Raw genomic sequence first — 15,955 nt, 5'->3', positions numbered from 1 at the left:
GCCTACAGCTAACATATAAAGTGCCCTGCTCCTTGCGGGGCATTTTATTTTCTGGTGTAGAGCGCCGTTCTCTTTGGAATTAAAACTTGGGGTGTGTTTGGTCGCACATAACTACAAACTAAAGGGGGCAAAGGCGAATGTCACTAAGTTAAGCCCTTTTAGCACGATTAGGCTGTGGTGAAATCCACGCCAATACTTGATTAAGTTATTGTTTTGTAAGTGATAAATATCCTTAACTTAGTGGCATTCAGGTTAAAGGCGTTTAAATATTATTATTTGGTTGCTATTCTTTTCGTCACTGTAATAGAAAGGTGTTAAAGCCGAGAGCCTGTATTTTATGATGATGCAGACTACCTGGTTTATCTCAGTCGATTAAAAGAAGCGGCAGAAAAATATCAATGCCAAATTCACGCTTATGTATTGATGACAAATCATATTCATTTGTTGGCTACGCCATCAGATGCTCAGAGTATTACGAGGATGATGCAACATACAGGACGCCATTACGTTCCCTACATTAACGCTACCTATGGAGGAAGTTGATCGATTTGGGAAGGACGTTATAAGGCTAATCTAGTCCAGGAAGAAAGTTATCTATTAACCTGTATGCGTTATATAGAACTGAATCCAGTACGCGCTAATATGGTGTTTACGCCAGAGCAATATCAATGGCCAAGTATTCATAGGAATGGACAGGGAGAGAAAGACGATCTTGTGATCCCGCATAATTTGTATCAAAAGCTGGGCAACACAGAGGTATTAAGACGCGCAGCCTATATGGGGCTCTTTATATCCTGTCTGGGTCAAATATGACCCAGAAGTGGGTCAAACGAGTGCGCTCCAGTTGCTGTAGCGGTTTTACAGTACATTAATGTCATATTTGACTCACTTTAGTGAGTCAAATATGACCCACTACTTACGCTAAGTTAAATAATATATTAACTTATAATCAATTTGTTAATTAATTATTAAATCATGGCACAGAGTGTGCTTGGTACTTGATTACACAGTGCAGAGTAATAATAGTGGTGTTTCCAATTTAACTGCCTCTATTGTATTTCGTGCTTTATGTTGGAATAAACGCATGGAAGAGAATTCACGAACGCTGGCGCGGTGTGATCCACTTCACGTCGCGATAGACGCACAGAAACTATTTCTGTGGTAGCGGGCGTAGTTTGCGCCCTTAAAACGGAGAGAAGGCCATGAATAGTAAAGGAAGATTACAACACGCAATGCTCTGCATCCTAGTCGGCGCGGCGGCGTTTGCCGCATCAACAATGAGTGTCGCCGATAGCTTGACTCAAAGTGAGCCCCGGCGGATTCTTTTAGAACAGTCTGAAGCAGAACTGAAGCGCGTGGCGCCACAGCGGGTTCAGGCACAACCAAATCGCGCAGCAGTCAATAAGATTGCAATAAGAAAAAGCGATGACGATTTGCAACGTATTGGCGATGTTCCGATCATAATGCCACAACGCAGCGGCGTTCAAGCCAAGAGAGGAACCGTCGTCCCGCTCTACGATCTGCCGTTCAAAGGAGAGGATCTTAATGCTGGAGAGCGATATTATCGCGGCAAGAAAATCCACTCTGACAGTGGAACGCAAAAATGGGGTTATGATCTTGGTGCACTGAAGCTGCGTAACAATGTCTGGACCTCGGTAAAATCTGGCTATGATGCGAAGGATCCAAAAAATTCCGACTATTATATTTTTGGCAAGCCAGTCTATGCGATGGGGTCGGGAAAAATTATCAGATGTTGGCGAAATGCGCCGGAAAATCCGCGTCCTTTCAGTTCTGCACTGGGGGACGAGTTTGATCAGCCCTTCGCTGACCGTAAGTGGTTACACCAGGCATGGCGCGATGACCGCATGTCTGGCGGCGGCAATCATTTTCTGGTTGAAGAAGCCGATGGCTCTGTCATTCTTTATGCACACTTGAAGACGGGTTCGCCGCCGACAAGCTTGTGTCCGAATAACGCAACATTGTATTCGACTCCCGGTGCTTCGAGCGAGGCTGATGTCCCGGCTGCCCAACAAAAAAGCATCAAAGCCGGTGATTTTCTGGGCTACGCCGGGAATAACGGTAACTCGTCTGGGCCACATCTACATGTGCATAAACAAGATGTTGATGACCAGCCTGCGCAGCTGCGGTTCAAGCGCGGGCTTGCCACACCTGTGACAGACGGCAAGGCAGACATCAACAAATGGACATCGTTCAAGGGCAACATGATCCCGCCTGGACCGACGCTCATCTGGCCGCCGTTGTCGCTTGGTAATGAGTATGCGCGTCACGGTATGCCCGCTGGCACCTACCAGCGAGTATTCGATTGGCTGGCGGAGTCTGGATATTGGCTGGAGTGGATTGATACGTATTCTGTAGGCGGAAAAGCGTATATCAATCATGTTTGGCGTCCTGCAAATGGCTCATGGAAAGCCTATCACCTGCTGACGCCTGCAGCATATCAAGCGAAATTTTCCGAAGCGACCGGGCAGAAATATTATCCGGTTCAGGTCGAGAGTTCGTTGGTGAAAGGACAGGTTCGTTATTCGATGATCCTCGTCAAAGACAAACCAAGTGGTTTTCTGGCGCGTCACGGGCTGACCTACAATCAGCATATGTCAGTCATGGATGAAGCAAAGAGCAAAAAACTTAATCCAGTCAATGTCTCGGTGGTCTCGGTTGGCGGGCAGCGCCGTTACACCGTACTCTACCGGTCGGAGAATATCGGCACGTGGCAGGTCAAGTCGCAGATTTCGGAGGCGAGCTATCAGGCGCTTTACAACGAGAATGCGAAAGCCGGACGGCGGCCGTCTTACGTCAATGCTTATATGCACGATGGTAATCCGTTCTACACCGTGATCTTTTCGCAGAAGCCAACGGGCCAGCGCAAGGATCGTCACGGTTTGACATCTGCTCAATATCAGACTGAATATAATTCCGCTCTGAAAGGCGGGCTCCTGACACGCGCTGTTTCCGGCTATGACGGTGCTCAATCCAATCACCGCTATATCGCTGTCTGGCGAAAATAGTTGCGGCCTCCGTGCGGGGGGGGGATCTCTAAGTATTGCCCGCGCGGATTGAGAGGGGAGAGGCGGCCAGTCATGCGAATTGGAATTGCTTGGCTGGCCGTTTTTGATTTATGAAGCGTATGTATGCTCACGTAATCAATGCAGCCAGTTCTTTCACAAAACTCGCTGCCACCCTCGCAGTGGGTTGATTGATGTCTTGGTCTGAATTTGGTTCAACGATTTCAGCATCCATCGGTGCTGGGCGTAGCTTTGTTAACATCGAGATGATGTGTGATTATTCTGTAAAGCGCTTTGTCCTCGTTGATTGCTGAGGCCAACACCAGCTGCAGGTTTAAGTTATTGACCAAGGCTCCGGTGTGCTAGTATCGATTGCTATACACACAATCTCCGTTAGAGTAATAAGCGGTTTATTAGTACCATCCCTCTCGGCTGGATAGTCATAATCCGTAATTTTTTGCCGATCTTGCCATTTGTTATCTAGCGGCATCTATTCATGCTTGAACGTTTCGAACGATATATAGCACAACTGCGACTCAAGCTGTGGCAGTCTGAGGCGCAACAATTACCCCTGTGGCGGCATGTATTTGCACGTGCTGCGCTAATTGCTTACGCGGTAGTGCGTGACCTGATTGAAGGCCAATTGACGCTACGGGCGATGAGCCTGGTTTATTCTTCTTTACTGTCGTTGGCACCGCTGATTGCGGTGAGCTTTTCCGTGCTTAAAGCGTTCGGTGTACACAATCAACTGGAGCCTGCAATACAAAACATGCTTGAACCACTGGGCAATAAAGGCGTGGAGATTACTACTAATATTGTAAATTTCGTGGAGAATATCCAGGTCGGTGTGCTCGGCTCCATGGGCTTGGCCCTTTTGTTTTACACGGTTGTGTCCTTAATGCAGAAGGTGGAAACATCGTTCAACTATACTTGGCGTGTCACACAGTCACGCAATTTTGCACAGCGATTTAGTGACTATCTATCAGTTCTGATGATCGGACCAGTGCTGGTTTTTGCAGCGCTTGGCGTCACCGGTTCAATGTTGAACAATAGCGTTGTGCAGCGCTTGTCGGAAATTGGGCCACTGGGCAGTGCTGTACATCTTGCGACTACCCTACTGCCTTATCTGCTCATTATTGCTGCTTTTACATTTATCTATTCGTTCATTCCAAACACCAAGGTTCATTTTAAGGCGGCGCTGGCCGGTGGCGTAGTATCTGGCATACTTTGGGAAACGCTGGGCTGGGTTTTTGCATCATTTGTGGTTACCTCGGCGAACTATACGGCGATTTACTCGGCGTTTGCGTCACTGATGTTCTTCTTGATATGGCTCTATCTAGGCTGGCTGGTCTTACTTACTGGAGCGAGCATCGCATTCTACGTTCAACATCCGGACTACGCTTTGACGCCGCGAGGCCAACTGAACCTTAGCCTCGACCAAAGAGAAAAAATTGCGCTGGCTATCATGCTCAAAATCACTAAGGATTTTTACGCTGGTAACGCCATGAGCACGGCGGGAGAGCTGTCTGTTGTGTTGAATGTGTCTGAAGATATTATGTTGCAGGTGTTAGATACGTTAGAGCAAGGTCAGTTGCTCACACAGTCGAACGATGACCATCCAAAATACTTGCCTGCCAGCCCAGTAGAAAATATGACCGTAAAAACGGTGCTCGACGCGGTGAGATATGCATACGAGAACAATGAGCTGCATCGTAGACAAGTCCGCCTGGAACCTGAAATCGAGAAAGTGTTCGCCTCTGTGGATACGAACTTATCGCAGCTGCTAGGGGCTACCACGTTGAAACAGTTGGTTACGGAGGACAATAAGGCCGACGACGATACATAGTATATCGGGCGCTCCCAGGCGAGGCATAGCGTTAACGTTGATTGACTCGACTTATTCATACAAAATTCTTGCGTGCCGCAGGGTGCTGGAACGTGACAGAGTGGCGCGATTGTATATGTCTGACTGACTGAGTTAACGCGCCAGGGCACGCCCTGCTGATGAGGGGAGGGCAGGCGAAAACTTGTTCTCTAATTTACCATTCACACTTAAAATCAGCGATCAAAAGCCGTAACGAAGCGCCAGATAAACATTGCTATTGTCCTGAAATTGACCGAAGAAAGTATGAACATTTTTGCCGCCAAACATATTGCCACCTAGCTCTGTTGTCCAGTGATCATCAACCCGGTAGTTAACCTTTGGTCGTAAATAAAAATCTGCATCCGAAGGCGAGTAATAGCTAAATACTGACCAGGTTACATTCTGATTATGTGTTAGTTGTGTTAACCGTACCGTTAATAGATGTCGATTCTCATCACGGGCAGAAAGCCCGGTGGGTAAGGAACGCAGGTAGGTATTATAGTCAACAATATGCTCAAGGTAGTATTGGGTACCCAGCGTCAAATTCTTGTCGATTTCCTGTTCATAGCCAGCCAGTAGTCTAAACTCACTATTGTTGATAAATGTATTGTTCCCACTGCTATCATCACGTGAATCATAGTAACCAACTTCAATATTGCCGATACCCTTACCCAATGGACCACGAATGCTGCTTCCCGTTACACGCAGTTTTGGAAACAACGCAAGGCCATTAACTGAATCAAATCCGCCAGGACTTTTCCAGTGACCATCATAGAAATACACTGCAGCTTCATAACTACCCAGGTTGCGATACAGACGTAAAGCCAGTTCACCGTCGTTTGGTTTATTGCTATGGACAATGGCATTACGGCCAGCGATTGCGCCCAGTTGCGGTGCAAAAAACGAAATGCGACGACCATCGATAAATCGATCCGCATCAAATTCCGGTGTGTAAGCAATATCAAGATTGGCCAAATCACTAAACAATGAAGTCTTGAACGTATCCGATGGCGCCTTCAAATACTCTACGTCACGACCGATAAAGAATGCGTTCCAATCCTTGGGAAAGAGGTCATTAATAAACAACAGATCGCCCGTACCCCAAGTGAGTATCTGTCTACCCGCTTTTATGTCCATAAAACCCGTTGGAGAAAAAGTTAAGTTTGCGTTACGCAAATCAATCCAGCCACGGCCTGTATCTAGATCAATTCTGTGATTATTGGCCACATTGTCATAAATAAGATCGGTCGTCAGATTGAAAGACGCAGCTCTAAAATTTTTTTCAAGCTCCAATTGCAAGCGGGTTTCTGAGATTGATGTGCTACGTTCATGCGCATCATTAACGATGCGTGTACCGCCCCGTGCTTCCCAAAAACCCGATAATGCAAACGGTAATTTCACATCTGTTGAGGAACCCAACAAAGACTTGGCATCATTTTTCACACTTGGTATTTCTAGTAATGCTGGTGCTGGTGCACTGTTCAACCCGCTGGGCAAAGCCGGTTCGTCATTATGAACTTCAGGTAACGCTGACTTCTTAATGGTGAAACCAGCGGGCAGATCTGGCTCATTGCTATTGTCTTTGTCGAGTCCAGCTGGCAGGGCCGGTTCTTTTGCCATGACCGGTAAAATAATCAGCCAATATAAGAAAACTAGAGTGACGGATAATTTCATTAACGCAGAAATTTTATTGGGGGTTTGCGTAGATAACGTTCGCTAAAGATATCATCGGTTAGACCAATATCGTATTTCACGTCACTATAGTTCATCACTGTTTTGCTTCCAGTTTTCAGGTTTTCCATGCTGGCTTTGGTGACTGTCGGATGCCCTTGAATGGTATCTAACTTAAGTGCTGTGGCAACGCGGTACTTGCTGCCTTGTGCATCATAATATTCAACTTGTACCGGAATGAATGTGCCCTTATGGATGTACATCTTGTAGTGATCAAATTCTACCGATGATCGATCAATCGGCGTGTTTTTGAGTACGTAATAATTGTCAGTTGTCTCAATCAATTCGTGGCTATCTTCATCAATATCTCGACCAGATACATCTTCATAGTAGAAATCGGAACCAACGAAACTGGTACGTTTATCTGATGCAGCAATACGTTTTACCAGGTCCAGCGCAGGTAAATACAACCAGCGTTCATCATCGGAATCAAGTTCCTTCCAGACCAGAAAAGCCATTTTATTGACATCGGCAGGACGCGTGAAATAGACGTAGAATTTTTGCTTACCTCGATAAGCACCTTTCTCCAGCGCGTCCGTTTCAGGCACATCTTTACGCAGAATTGTCATACGCCGATTACGCTCACGGTGCTGATTATCAGTTATTGTCATCTCTACTTGAGCACGTCCGTCTTGTCCCGCGTAATAAGATACCTTGTTGGCGCGATGGACAATCTCTTCGACAGATGGAGATTTTGCAATAGCTTGGCCTCCTACAACCATAAGGCACGCAGCGATTAGATTTAATAGTTTGCCTTTCATGTAGCCTCCATCATATTGATAAATTTAATTTAACAGTATCCATTACCGAAAAAGCCATTTTTCCAATATCCGGATTGTTGCCGGTAAAATCAGCAATGAAGCGATGCCGGCACAGACGATAATCGCGGCGATAAATACACCCACTGTTTTATAGGGAATGAGCGGTGCTGCCAGTAAAGGCAAAAAACCTGCGCCAAGAACAATTGCATTGCGGGTAATTGCACGCGCTGGTTCGCCAAACATTTCGGGAATTGTTTCCTGCCATGAAGCATGATTTTTGCCAGCTTCGCGGGCTCGAGCCAGAAAATGGATCGCATAATCCACCGCCAGACCCAGACTCAGTGAGCTCAACACTGCTACGGGCATATCATAGTTTTTGCCTGTAAGTCCGACAATACCGTAGATTAAGCCAACTGAGACTGTTAACGGGATCATGGCTAATATCCCCCACAACAGCGAGCGAAACAAGAACACCATCATCAGCAATACGATTACGAAACTACCGGCAAATGCTTCCAGCATTCCCGACACCATCTTGTTTTGCCACACGGTATTGATATAGGTTAAGCCAAACCAATGTGGTTCAAGTGCATGTGGTGGCGGGTTATCAACAACAAAAGTTTCGACAGATTCGATGACGGTTTCCATATCCTGATTGTCACCACTGTTCAGTTGCAACCAAAGCACCGCTTTACGGTAATCTGGCGTGACAAAATGCCAGAGATCCTGTGGGCGATGGCTGTTCTGATACGTAATGAGCGTTTGCGCCACCGCACTGGCCGTGTCTGGTATGCGGAACGCCTCAACTTTGCCAAGCAGCAACTCTCTATGCACAGTCTTAACCACATCTACCACAGAATTAGATTTGCCGACAATTCCGGTCGTCAGCAGGTGTTGCTGCAATTTATCCAGATAATTCAGAACTTCCGGTTGTTTGAAAATCTCATCACGCTGGCGTTCTTCATCAAAAAATAACAATAGATCATCCCACGCGTAATATTCATCATCGGGCGCTTTATCAAGTGAGGTTTGCGCCATTACGATCAAAACGGACAACAGCTTGTCTTTGGATTCCGCAGAGGGCAATTCGGCCTTTAATTTGTTGATGGCTTGATCGAATACTTTCCCGGAAAATAAGAATTTATTGCCTATAGATTGTGTCTTGCGTACTTGCAGCCTTTGTTTCAAAAGCTGCGCATAATCCGTGAGCGGCACAATATTGGATGATTGCTCAAATTGAAGATAAGCCATATAGGTGCCACCGAAATGCTCGTTTAACACCTTGTCGGCAACACGTATGGGATGTGAGGTAGTAAACCACTTGATTGGATTGTCGTTAATCTGGATCAGGCTGATACCCCAGGCTGCGATGAGCACTAGCGCAAATGTGCCCGCGCTGATTTTTCGTGAATGATCATAGGTCCACACGCCGACCTTGTGAAGCGTCCGGCTCATAGGTGTTGAATCTTCTACATTACCGGAAGCATGTCCGAAATTTGACAGTTTATGTTCCGGAATTAGCATGATAAATGCGGGTATAAAAATAATAGTCCATAACCAGGCCAGGAAGACACCAATAGCTATGAAGATGCCAAATACCTGTACGGGTGGGATAGGTGTCAGCGCTAATGAAGCAAAACCAGCGATGGTTGTCAGTGAAGTGAATAACATCGGTTTGAATAGATGTTTCATAACCTGTTCTATGGTGCGCCGACGGTCTTTAATTTGCGGATAACGATCAAAAAATTCTGACAGAATATGCACTGAATCCAAAACCGCAATAGGCATAATGAAAATTGGAATCATCGAACTCATGATATGCACGGTATTACCAGAAATCACCAACATTGCCATGGTAGATAAAGAGCAAACCACAGCTAGAATCATCGGCGAGCTGATTAAGACGAGATTTCTAAAAAACCTCCAAAGCAGACAAAAGATCACCAGCATGGCCATCGGTGCCGATATAGCCATTTGGACAAACATCTCAACACCGAAGGTGTCTTCAGCTACCGGCAAACCCGTGATGAAGATCTGGTCACCCGACCCCTTCCAATCTTCAACATATTTCAGTAACGCTTCCCTGACTTGATAGGAAATATGCTTATTGGTCAGTGGCAGATATAAGGCGATCGCTTTGCCGTCACCGCTGACCAGCGTATCGTGCAAAAAGGGAATACGCGCAGCACGATCGCGTACAGCAACCGCCTCTTCCTCACTGGCGGGAGGTTGCGGCATCAGCCAGCTGAAATTTACTGCACCCAAACCACCTTGTTCGATATTGTCGACCATGGACGGCGCAATCATGTCGACTTCGATGACACCTTCCACTTTATTGGGATCCTGGGAATCAGGCCAGTTTATCTGTCGGGCGAATTCTGTTAATTTGAAAATTCGGGTGAGAGAGGCGACGTTAAATACGCCATTCGGGTGTTTGTCATTGATGATTCCGACAACAACCATGTCATACAACGAGAATTCCTTCTTGGCATGATTATGGAAAATACGCGCCGGCTCCGTTTCAGGCAACATATTTTCGGGGTCGGTATCTATTTGAAGACTCTGCAAAGCAGGAAATTGCTGCGGCCAGATGCTAGGCAAGGTCGCCAGCGTAACGAGCAATAGAGTCAACACAACTACTGCCGAAATGATTGTTCGAGGTCTATCCAAGGAAAAACGGATAACGCTTTCTGCAAATTTATTTTGCGTCACTTAATACTCCGTTTTGAATTGACATAAAGAAAACCTTGGCATAATATTAGTATATCTTAATATAATAATCAACTAATACTAATATGGAAGATATGCAAGGAAATGCTTTCGCCGCATCAAAGTTATTAAAGTCGTTGGCGAACCCAGCTCGCTTGATGGTGTTGTGCAACATTATCAAGCAAGAGCGCACAGTCGGTGAACTGGAAAAACTGATCGGTTTGAGTCAATCAGCGTTGTCACAACATTTGTCGCGCTTGCGCCATGAAGAAATCGTGGAATGTAGACGTGAAGGACAGAGTGCCTATTATTCCTTGAAGGATGAAAGCGCGCGGCGTGTAATTGAAGTTCTGTATGGCATCTATTGTGAAAAAAAATGAATAATCAATCAGTGTGAAAATACTAAGGAGGGTTGAATAATGTCAAAAATCATTATTATCGGCGGCGGCATCGGTGGTATATCCATGGCTTATGAAATGCGCTGTCTTGCTGGCAAGGAAGACGAAGTTATGGTGGTCTCTGATAGCGAAACTTTTCATTTTGTTCCGTCAAATCCGTGGGTCGCTGTCAATTGGCGCAAACCAGCAGATATTAAAGTTGAACTTGCTCCCTATCTAAATAAGAAAGATATTTCTTTTAGCGCCGTGGGGGTCAAACGTGTGCACCCAGAAGAAAACCGCTTGGAATTGTGTGACGGATCCGATTTAATCTATGATTATCTGGTAATTGCCACCGGACCACGTTTAGCATTCGAAGAGGTCGAAGGTTTGGGGCCAGAAGGCTTTACACATTCCATTTGTCATGTTGATCATGCTAATAATGCAGCGGCAGCCTGGGATAATTTCATACAGAAACCAGGCCCAGTTGTCGTTGGTGCGGCGCAAGGCGCTTCCTGTTACGGGCCAGCCTATGAATTCGCATTCATTATGGATGCAGATCTGCGCAAACGACGCTTGCGGGATCAAGTACCCATGGTCTACGTGACACCAGAGCCTTATATTGGTCATTTGGGATTGGGCGGTGTCGGCGATTCAAAATCCATGATGGAAGGTTTGCTACGCGAGCGTCACATCAAATGGATTACCAATGCAAAAGTAGAACGCGTTGAAGATGGCATGATGCACGTGCTTGAACATAATGAAGACGGCTCTGAAAAACAACGTCACGAACTCCCCTTTAGTTATTCAATGATGTTACCGGCATTCACCGGCATCGAGGCCGTCAGCAATATCGAAGGCCTGTCTAATCCACGTGGTTTTATTAAAATTGATAAGTACCAACGCAACCCTAGTTATGAAAATATTTATGCGATTGGAGTATGTGTTGCGATTGCACCACTAGAGAAAACGCCAGTGCCAGTCGGAGTCCCGAAGACTGGATATATGATTGAATCAATGGCGACCGCAGCCGCGCATAATATTCGTGATGCCCTCAATGGCAAAGCGCCATCCACGGAAGCGACATGGAATGCCATTTGTCTGGCAGATATGGGGGATACAGGTGCCGCTTTCGTGGCTATCCCACAAATACCACCACGCAATGTTACTTGGGCAAAGTCTGGTAAATGGGTGCATTACGCCAAGATAGCCTATGAAAAATATTTTTTGCACAAAGTTAGAAAAGGAACGACGGAACCTATCTATGAACGTTACATATTAAAGGCATTGGGTATTAATAAACTCAAATAGGCAATAAGGAGCAATAACCAAGAATATTGATCGTATGGTAATGGTATTCGCAGGCAGTATGATTGTTAGCAGCCTGTTGTTATCACAACTACACTCTGTACTTTGGTTTTGGCTTACAGGGCACCTCTAAAAATCCAATTTTGCGAGCCGCCGCATTGCGGCTTGCCTGCTCATCCCGCTTCGATACAATACTGCGTTGCTCGAAAAAATTTATCGCATACATATCAAGCATATGCTGCGCACAAGTTTTTTACTGGTGTCTTGTTTGGCATAAAAAATTGAATTTTTAGAGACGCCCTACAGCCTTTGTCGGTGCAATCCTTTTTCAGGTATCTTTTAGCCACTTCTGTCCAATGGCAAAATTACTAAAGAAGCTGGGATTAAAGGTATTTGGCGCAATGAAAAAATGTTGAATGATGTGTCAAATTGCTTGATAAATGATAAATTTGAAAACCTCTTTTGCTTCATTCGTCCATTCGATATCTTCTCTTACATGTGTTGATCAAGAGGCGCGCCCCGCTATTGTTATGCTGCAAGAGCTGCCGAGGTGATTGGCCTTAAAACACCTCGGCAGTTTTACCTTTTTACCATTTCCGCTAATGATTATCAGGCAACAAGAACCTTGTCATCAATAGGCAAAGACATATCACGTGACCATTCATTCCATGATCCATAGTAGTTACGAATTTTCTTAAAACCAGCCATTTTCATAGCGACCAAGGTATTCGAAGCACGAGCGCCTTTGAAGCAATAGATGATGATGTCATCATCCGGATATAAGCCACGCTTCGCACAGATCTCTTGAATAGCCTCTGGTGATCTAAAGTGTGAGATAGAGTCACTATTATCTTTTTCCATAAAGTCATACCACTCGATCCATTTTGCACCAGGGATACGACCTTTCCGTGGAGCAAAGTCGACGCCGTAAGGTGATGAGCTTTCGCCGATCCATTCCACCTTGTCGCGGTTGTCCAGTAATTTAATATCTGGATTATCCAGCGCATGCTTCATCGTATCTTTGGTGGCCATTATCGAGTCATTAATTTTTGGTACGAAAATAGTTGGTACAGGTGTGACCACTTCATCATTCGTTGGTAAGCCTTCTTTCTTCCATTTAGCAAGGCCTCCTTCCAGAATACCTACATTTTCCTGGCCCATATATGATAGCTGGTAATAACCACGACAGGATCCGCCATAACGGGTACTCAAATTGTCTTCATAGAGAACAGCAATTTTATCCTTTGAAATGCCAACTTTCGAAAACAAACGCTTAAATTTATCAGTCATTTCGCGTAAACCTTCTTCGGTGGTCATGGATAGTTCATAAAACATATCTGGCATATTAACTGCGCCAGGGATATGTTCTTTGGCATACTCCTCGGCATCACGTACATCGATAATGACGGCATTGTCTTCGTCAGCCAATTTTTGCAGCTCTTCGGGTGAATATAATACTTTCTTTAACATAATTTCCCATCCTGAAAAATTTTGATGATCACTGGTTTTTGTAGCCCACCGACAGAATTTTCTTCATTAATAATGAATTTACAGACTTTCTTATTTTAATCGTCAACTCGATCTCTTTGCTTAATTGCATTCTCGCTAAGCAGGTGATATGGCTAACTGAGCCTGAACTCAAGTCCAAAGTAGTCAGCAATTGCATTTAATCGATGTTCACGATCATGTTGACACATGGGCACCTCTAAAAATTCAATTTTAAGTTACTGACGCGAAAGTGGGAGTGATTAATTTTTAGAGACGTCCATAAATAAATGGCAATTCTTCGTTCTGTTGGATTGCTATTTCGTTTCTTCTTTAATTGTCTGAGCAACGCTACCGGTTTATGATAATAAGCAGCGGTAGTTTTGACAATCTGTTCAATCGACAGGCCAGAATGGATGATTAAACTCGCCATTATGCTTTCTTTAAAATGTTGTATTTTTCTCGGCTTAACCAGTTAACGAATTCTGTCGTAGCGATAAGCAAAGCGGTGTTATTTCGGTTATAAAATCGAGTCAGCTGTTCGTTGTTACCCTGCACAACATACTTGGCATACGCCGAATACTTTTGCTTGGAACTCAGCATGCCATATATTTATTCACGCATTTAGCCTATCAGGTTTGTCGGCTTGATTTGGTGTTATGCAGGAAAATTCGAACAGGGAGGTCTTTGTTAATGAAGAGTTCTGACTCAATTGTCTTGAAGCTTTGGGAAAAAATGCGTTCGGTTGTAACTGAATACTAGATCAGTGGCTGGAACTGTAGAAACCAACATTAATTTAAAAAGTGTGCCGTCGGATACAATTCAGAAAGGCATAATGATATATATTCAATTTCTCAATGGTTCGATCTGTGTTTACAAAATTGTCCCTAAGCACGAATTTTAAAGCCTGCGAGCTGTGCCGCTCGTTGGTTCTTAATTCAAAAGGGATAATAATAACGCCTGCCCGTTAAGAACGAGTTCGTTGATAACTTGGTGTTTTATTGCTTGAAAATATGGAGGTGATGCACCCGCTCCCAAGAATTCTTTTAGTGAAGGAAAGCAGGGCTTTGTCCATGGTTGAAAGCAGATTTAATAGTTTTTTTGATCAAACAAGGAGTCTGAATATGTGCCTCGCCATTCCCGCTCGTATCGAACAATTAATCGCTGAAAACAGCGCTATCATTAATCTGGGCGGGATGCGCAAGGAAATCTCACTTGCCTTGGTGGAAAATATCGCGGTGGGAGATTATGTCATTGTGCATGTTGGCTATGCGTTGCAAAAGCTTGACCAGGAAGAAGCTGCACAAACGCTGGCATTGTTTGCCGAGATAAGCACTATGGATGACTTATATGGTGGTGAAGCATGAAATATGTAGATGAATTTCGTGGCGGTGAATTGGGCATGAATATTGCCGCCAACATCGCCTTCGAAGCGACAGCTGCATCCGGTTATCGCCTGATGGAATTCTGCGGCGGCCATACCCACGCTCTGTCCCGCTATGGTATTGCGGACTTGCTTCCAGCCAGTGTGCGAATGATCCATGGCCCGGGTTGTCCTGTCTGCGTGCTGCCGATCGGTCGTGTGGATCAGGCGATTCGGCTGGCGCGTGAGCATGGCGTGATCTTGTGCACCTATGCTGACACCATGCGTGTGCCGTGTTCCGATAATTTTACCCTGATGCGCGCGAAGTCTGGCGGAGCGGACGTGCGCATGATCTACTCGACACAGGACGCGCTGAAGATCGCGCGGGATAACCCGAATCGACAGGTCGTATTTTTCGCTATCGGCTTCGAGACTACCACCCCGCCTACGGCGGTGGCGGTCAAACAGGCAGCAGTCGAGAGGCTCAAGAATTTCAGCATTCTATGCAACCATGTGCTTACTCCGGCGGCGATGCACGCGATCCTGACTGTGAATGGCAGGGTGGAACTGGACGGGTTCATAGGTCCGGCGCATGTATCTACCATTATTGGCAGCAAGCCGTATGAAGTGTTCGCAAATGATTACGGTAAGCCGGTGGTGATTGCCGGATTTGAACCGCTTGATGTGATGCAGGCAATACTTATGTTAATACGCCAGATCAACGGAGGGCGTGCAACAGTAGAAAACGAATTTACACGTGCGGTAACTCGCGAAGGTAATCTTAAGGCACAGGCATTGGTTGAAGAGGTGTTCGAGTTGCGTGAGGTGTTCGAGTGGCGAGGCTTGGGCAGTCTGCCTCACAGCGCTTTGAAACTGCGGTCTGCGTTCGCTGAATTCGACGCAGAGTTGAAATTCAGCATTGATTATGTAGCCGTCCACGATCACAAGGCGTGTGAATGCGCCGCTGTTTTGCGCGGCGATAAACGTCCGCAGGAATGCAAGATTTTCGGCACAGTGTGCACGCCGGACAACCCGATCGGTTCCTGCATGGTGTCATCGGAAGGCGCGTGTGCCGCGCATTATAGTTATGGGCGCTTTCGGGATTCTGATTGATGTATAAGGCTCTAAGTGATGCGTAGTGGGCAACCCTTCGATAAGCTCAAGATGAAAAATCAGCTCAAAATCCTTTTATCCTTCGACAAGCTCAGGACGAACGGATTTTTGAATTCTATTTGTTCTTAAGTTTAAGACGGACGGATTTTTGAGTTCCGTTCGCCCTGAGATTCTATTGTTCGTGTCAAGCATTTTTTGTAATCCTTTCCGGGTTGAAAGTT

General features: G+C 45.5%; 10 protein-coding genes and 1 pseudogene. 7 read left to right on the top strand and 4 right to left on the bottom strand.

What is annotated here, in order from left to right:
* Positions 1-333 precede the first annotated feature (333 nt).
* The 3 genes and pseudogenes from MJ770_RS15590 to MJ770_RS06040 all read left to right on the top strand — a co-directional run.
* Positions 334-543: pseudogene (locus tag MJ770_RS15590) on the top strand (transposase); the annotation flags it as partial.
* A 659-nt stretch (positions 544-1,202) separates the two neighbouring features.
* Positions 1,203-3,026 carry a hypothetical protein gene (locus MJ770_RS06045; protein WP_239250712.1) on the top strand — a complete coding sequence of 608 codons (1,824 nt, stop codon included), beginning with the start codon at positions 1,203-1,205 and terminating at the stop codon, positions 3,024-3,026.
* Between the two features lie 493 nt (positions 3,027-3,519).
* Positions 3,520-4,869, top strand: a complete 1,350-nt coding sequence (locus tag MJ770_RS06040) for a YihY/virulence factor BrkB family protein (protein ID WP_239250711.1) — start codon at positions 3,520-3,522, stop codon at positions 4,867-4,869.
* 219 nt (positions 4,870-5,088) lie between these two features.
* Here MJ770_RS06040 and MJ770_RS06035 read toward each other — a convergent pair whose 3' ends face one another.
* The 3 genes from MJ770_RS06035 to MJ770_RS06025 are packed head-to-tail and all read right to left on the bottom strand — an operon-like array spanning position 5,089 to position 10,091.
* Positions 5,089-6,561 carry a hypothetical protein gene (locus MJ770_RS06035; protein ID WP_239250710.1) on the bottom strand — a complete coding sequence of 491 codons (1,473 nt, stop codon included), beginning with the start codon at positions 6,559-6,561 and terminating at the stop codon, positions 5,089-5,091.
* Positions 6,561-7,379 (bottom strand): outer membrane lipoprotein-sorting protein, encoded by an 819-nt coding sequence (locus tag MJ770_RS06030; protein WP_239250709.1) that lies wholly within the window; start codon positions 7,377-7,379, stop codon positions 6,561-6,563. Before MJ770_RS06030 ends, MJ770_RS06035 begins: the two co-directional genes overlap by 1 nt.
* Before the next feature lie 42 nt (positions 7,380-7,421).
* Positions 7,422-10,091, bottom strand: a complete 2,670-nt coding sequence (locus MJ770_RS06025) for an efflux RND transporter permease subunit (protein ID WP_239250708.1) — start codon at positions 10,089-10,091, stop codon at positions 7,422-7,424.
* A 92-nt stretch (positions 10,092-10,183) separates the two neighbouring features.
* On the opposite strand from MJ770_RS06025, the gene MJ770_RS06020 reads away from it, so the two are divergent.
* Together MJ770_RS06020 and MJ770_RS06015 are read left to right on the top strand one after the other, a co-directional pair.
* Positions 10,184-10,468 carry an ArsR/SmtB family transcription factor gene (locus MJ770_RS06020; RefSeq protein ID WP_239250707.1) on the top strand — a complete coding sequence of 95 codons (285 nt, stop codon included), beginning with the start codon at positions 10,184-10,186 and terminating at the stop codon, positions 10,466-10,468.
* A 39-nt stretch (positions 10,469-10,507) separates the two neighbouring features.
* Positions 10,508-11,776: an NAD(P)/FAD-dependent oxidoreductase gene (locus MJ770_RS06015; protein WP_239250706.1), complete on the top strand. Its 1,269-nt coding sequence runs from the start codon at positions 10,508-10,510 to the stop codon at positions 11,774-11,776.
* 606 nt (positions 11,777-12,382) lie between these two features.
* Here MJ770_RS06015 and MJ770_RS06010 read toward each other — a convergent pair.
* The gene (locus MJ770_RS06010) at positions 12,383-13,243 is read right to left on the bottom strand and encodes a sulfurtransferase (protein WP_239250705.1); all 861 of its coding nucleotides are present in this window, start codon (positions 13,241-13,243) and stop codon (positions 12,383-12,385) included.
* Positions 13,244-14,382: 1,139 nt separating this feature from the next.
* On the opposite strand from MJ770_RS06010, the gene MJ770_RS06005 reads away from it, so the two are divergent.
* Complete coding sequence (locus MJ770_RS06005; protein WP_239250704.1) at positions 14,383-14,625, top strand: HypC/HybG/HupF family hydrogenase formation chaperone; 243 nt, start codon at positions 14,383-14,385, stop codon at positions 14,623-14,625.
* On the top strand, positions 14,622-15,734 hold the full coding sequence (hypD, locus tag MJ770_RS06000; protein WP_239250703.1) for a hydrogenase formation protein HypD: 1,113 nt from the start codon (positions 14,622-14,624) through the stop codon (positions 15,732-15,734). Before MJ770_RS06005 ends, hypD begins: the two co-directional genes overlap by 4 nt.
* The last annotated feature ends 221 nt before the right edge of the window (positions 15,735-15,955 follow it).

This window comes from Candidatus Nitrotoga sp. M5 (genome assembly GCF_927904885.1).
GTDB lineage: Bacteria > Pseudomonadota > Gammaproteobacteria > Burkholderiales > Gallionellaceae > Nitrotoga.
The sequence above is the reverse complement of the archived record's forward strand: the minus strand, read 5'-3'. Positions and strand labels throughout refer to the sequence as shown.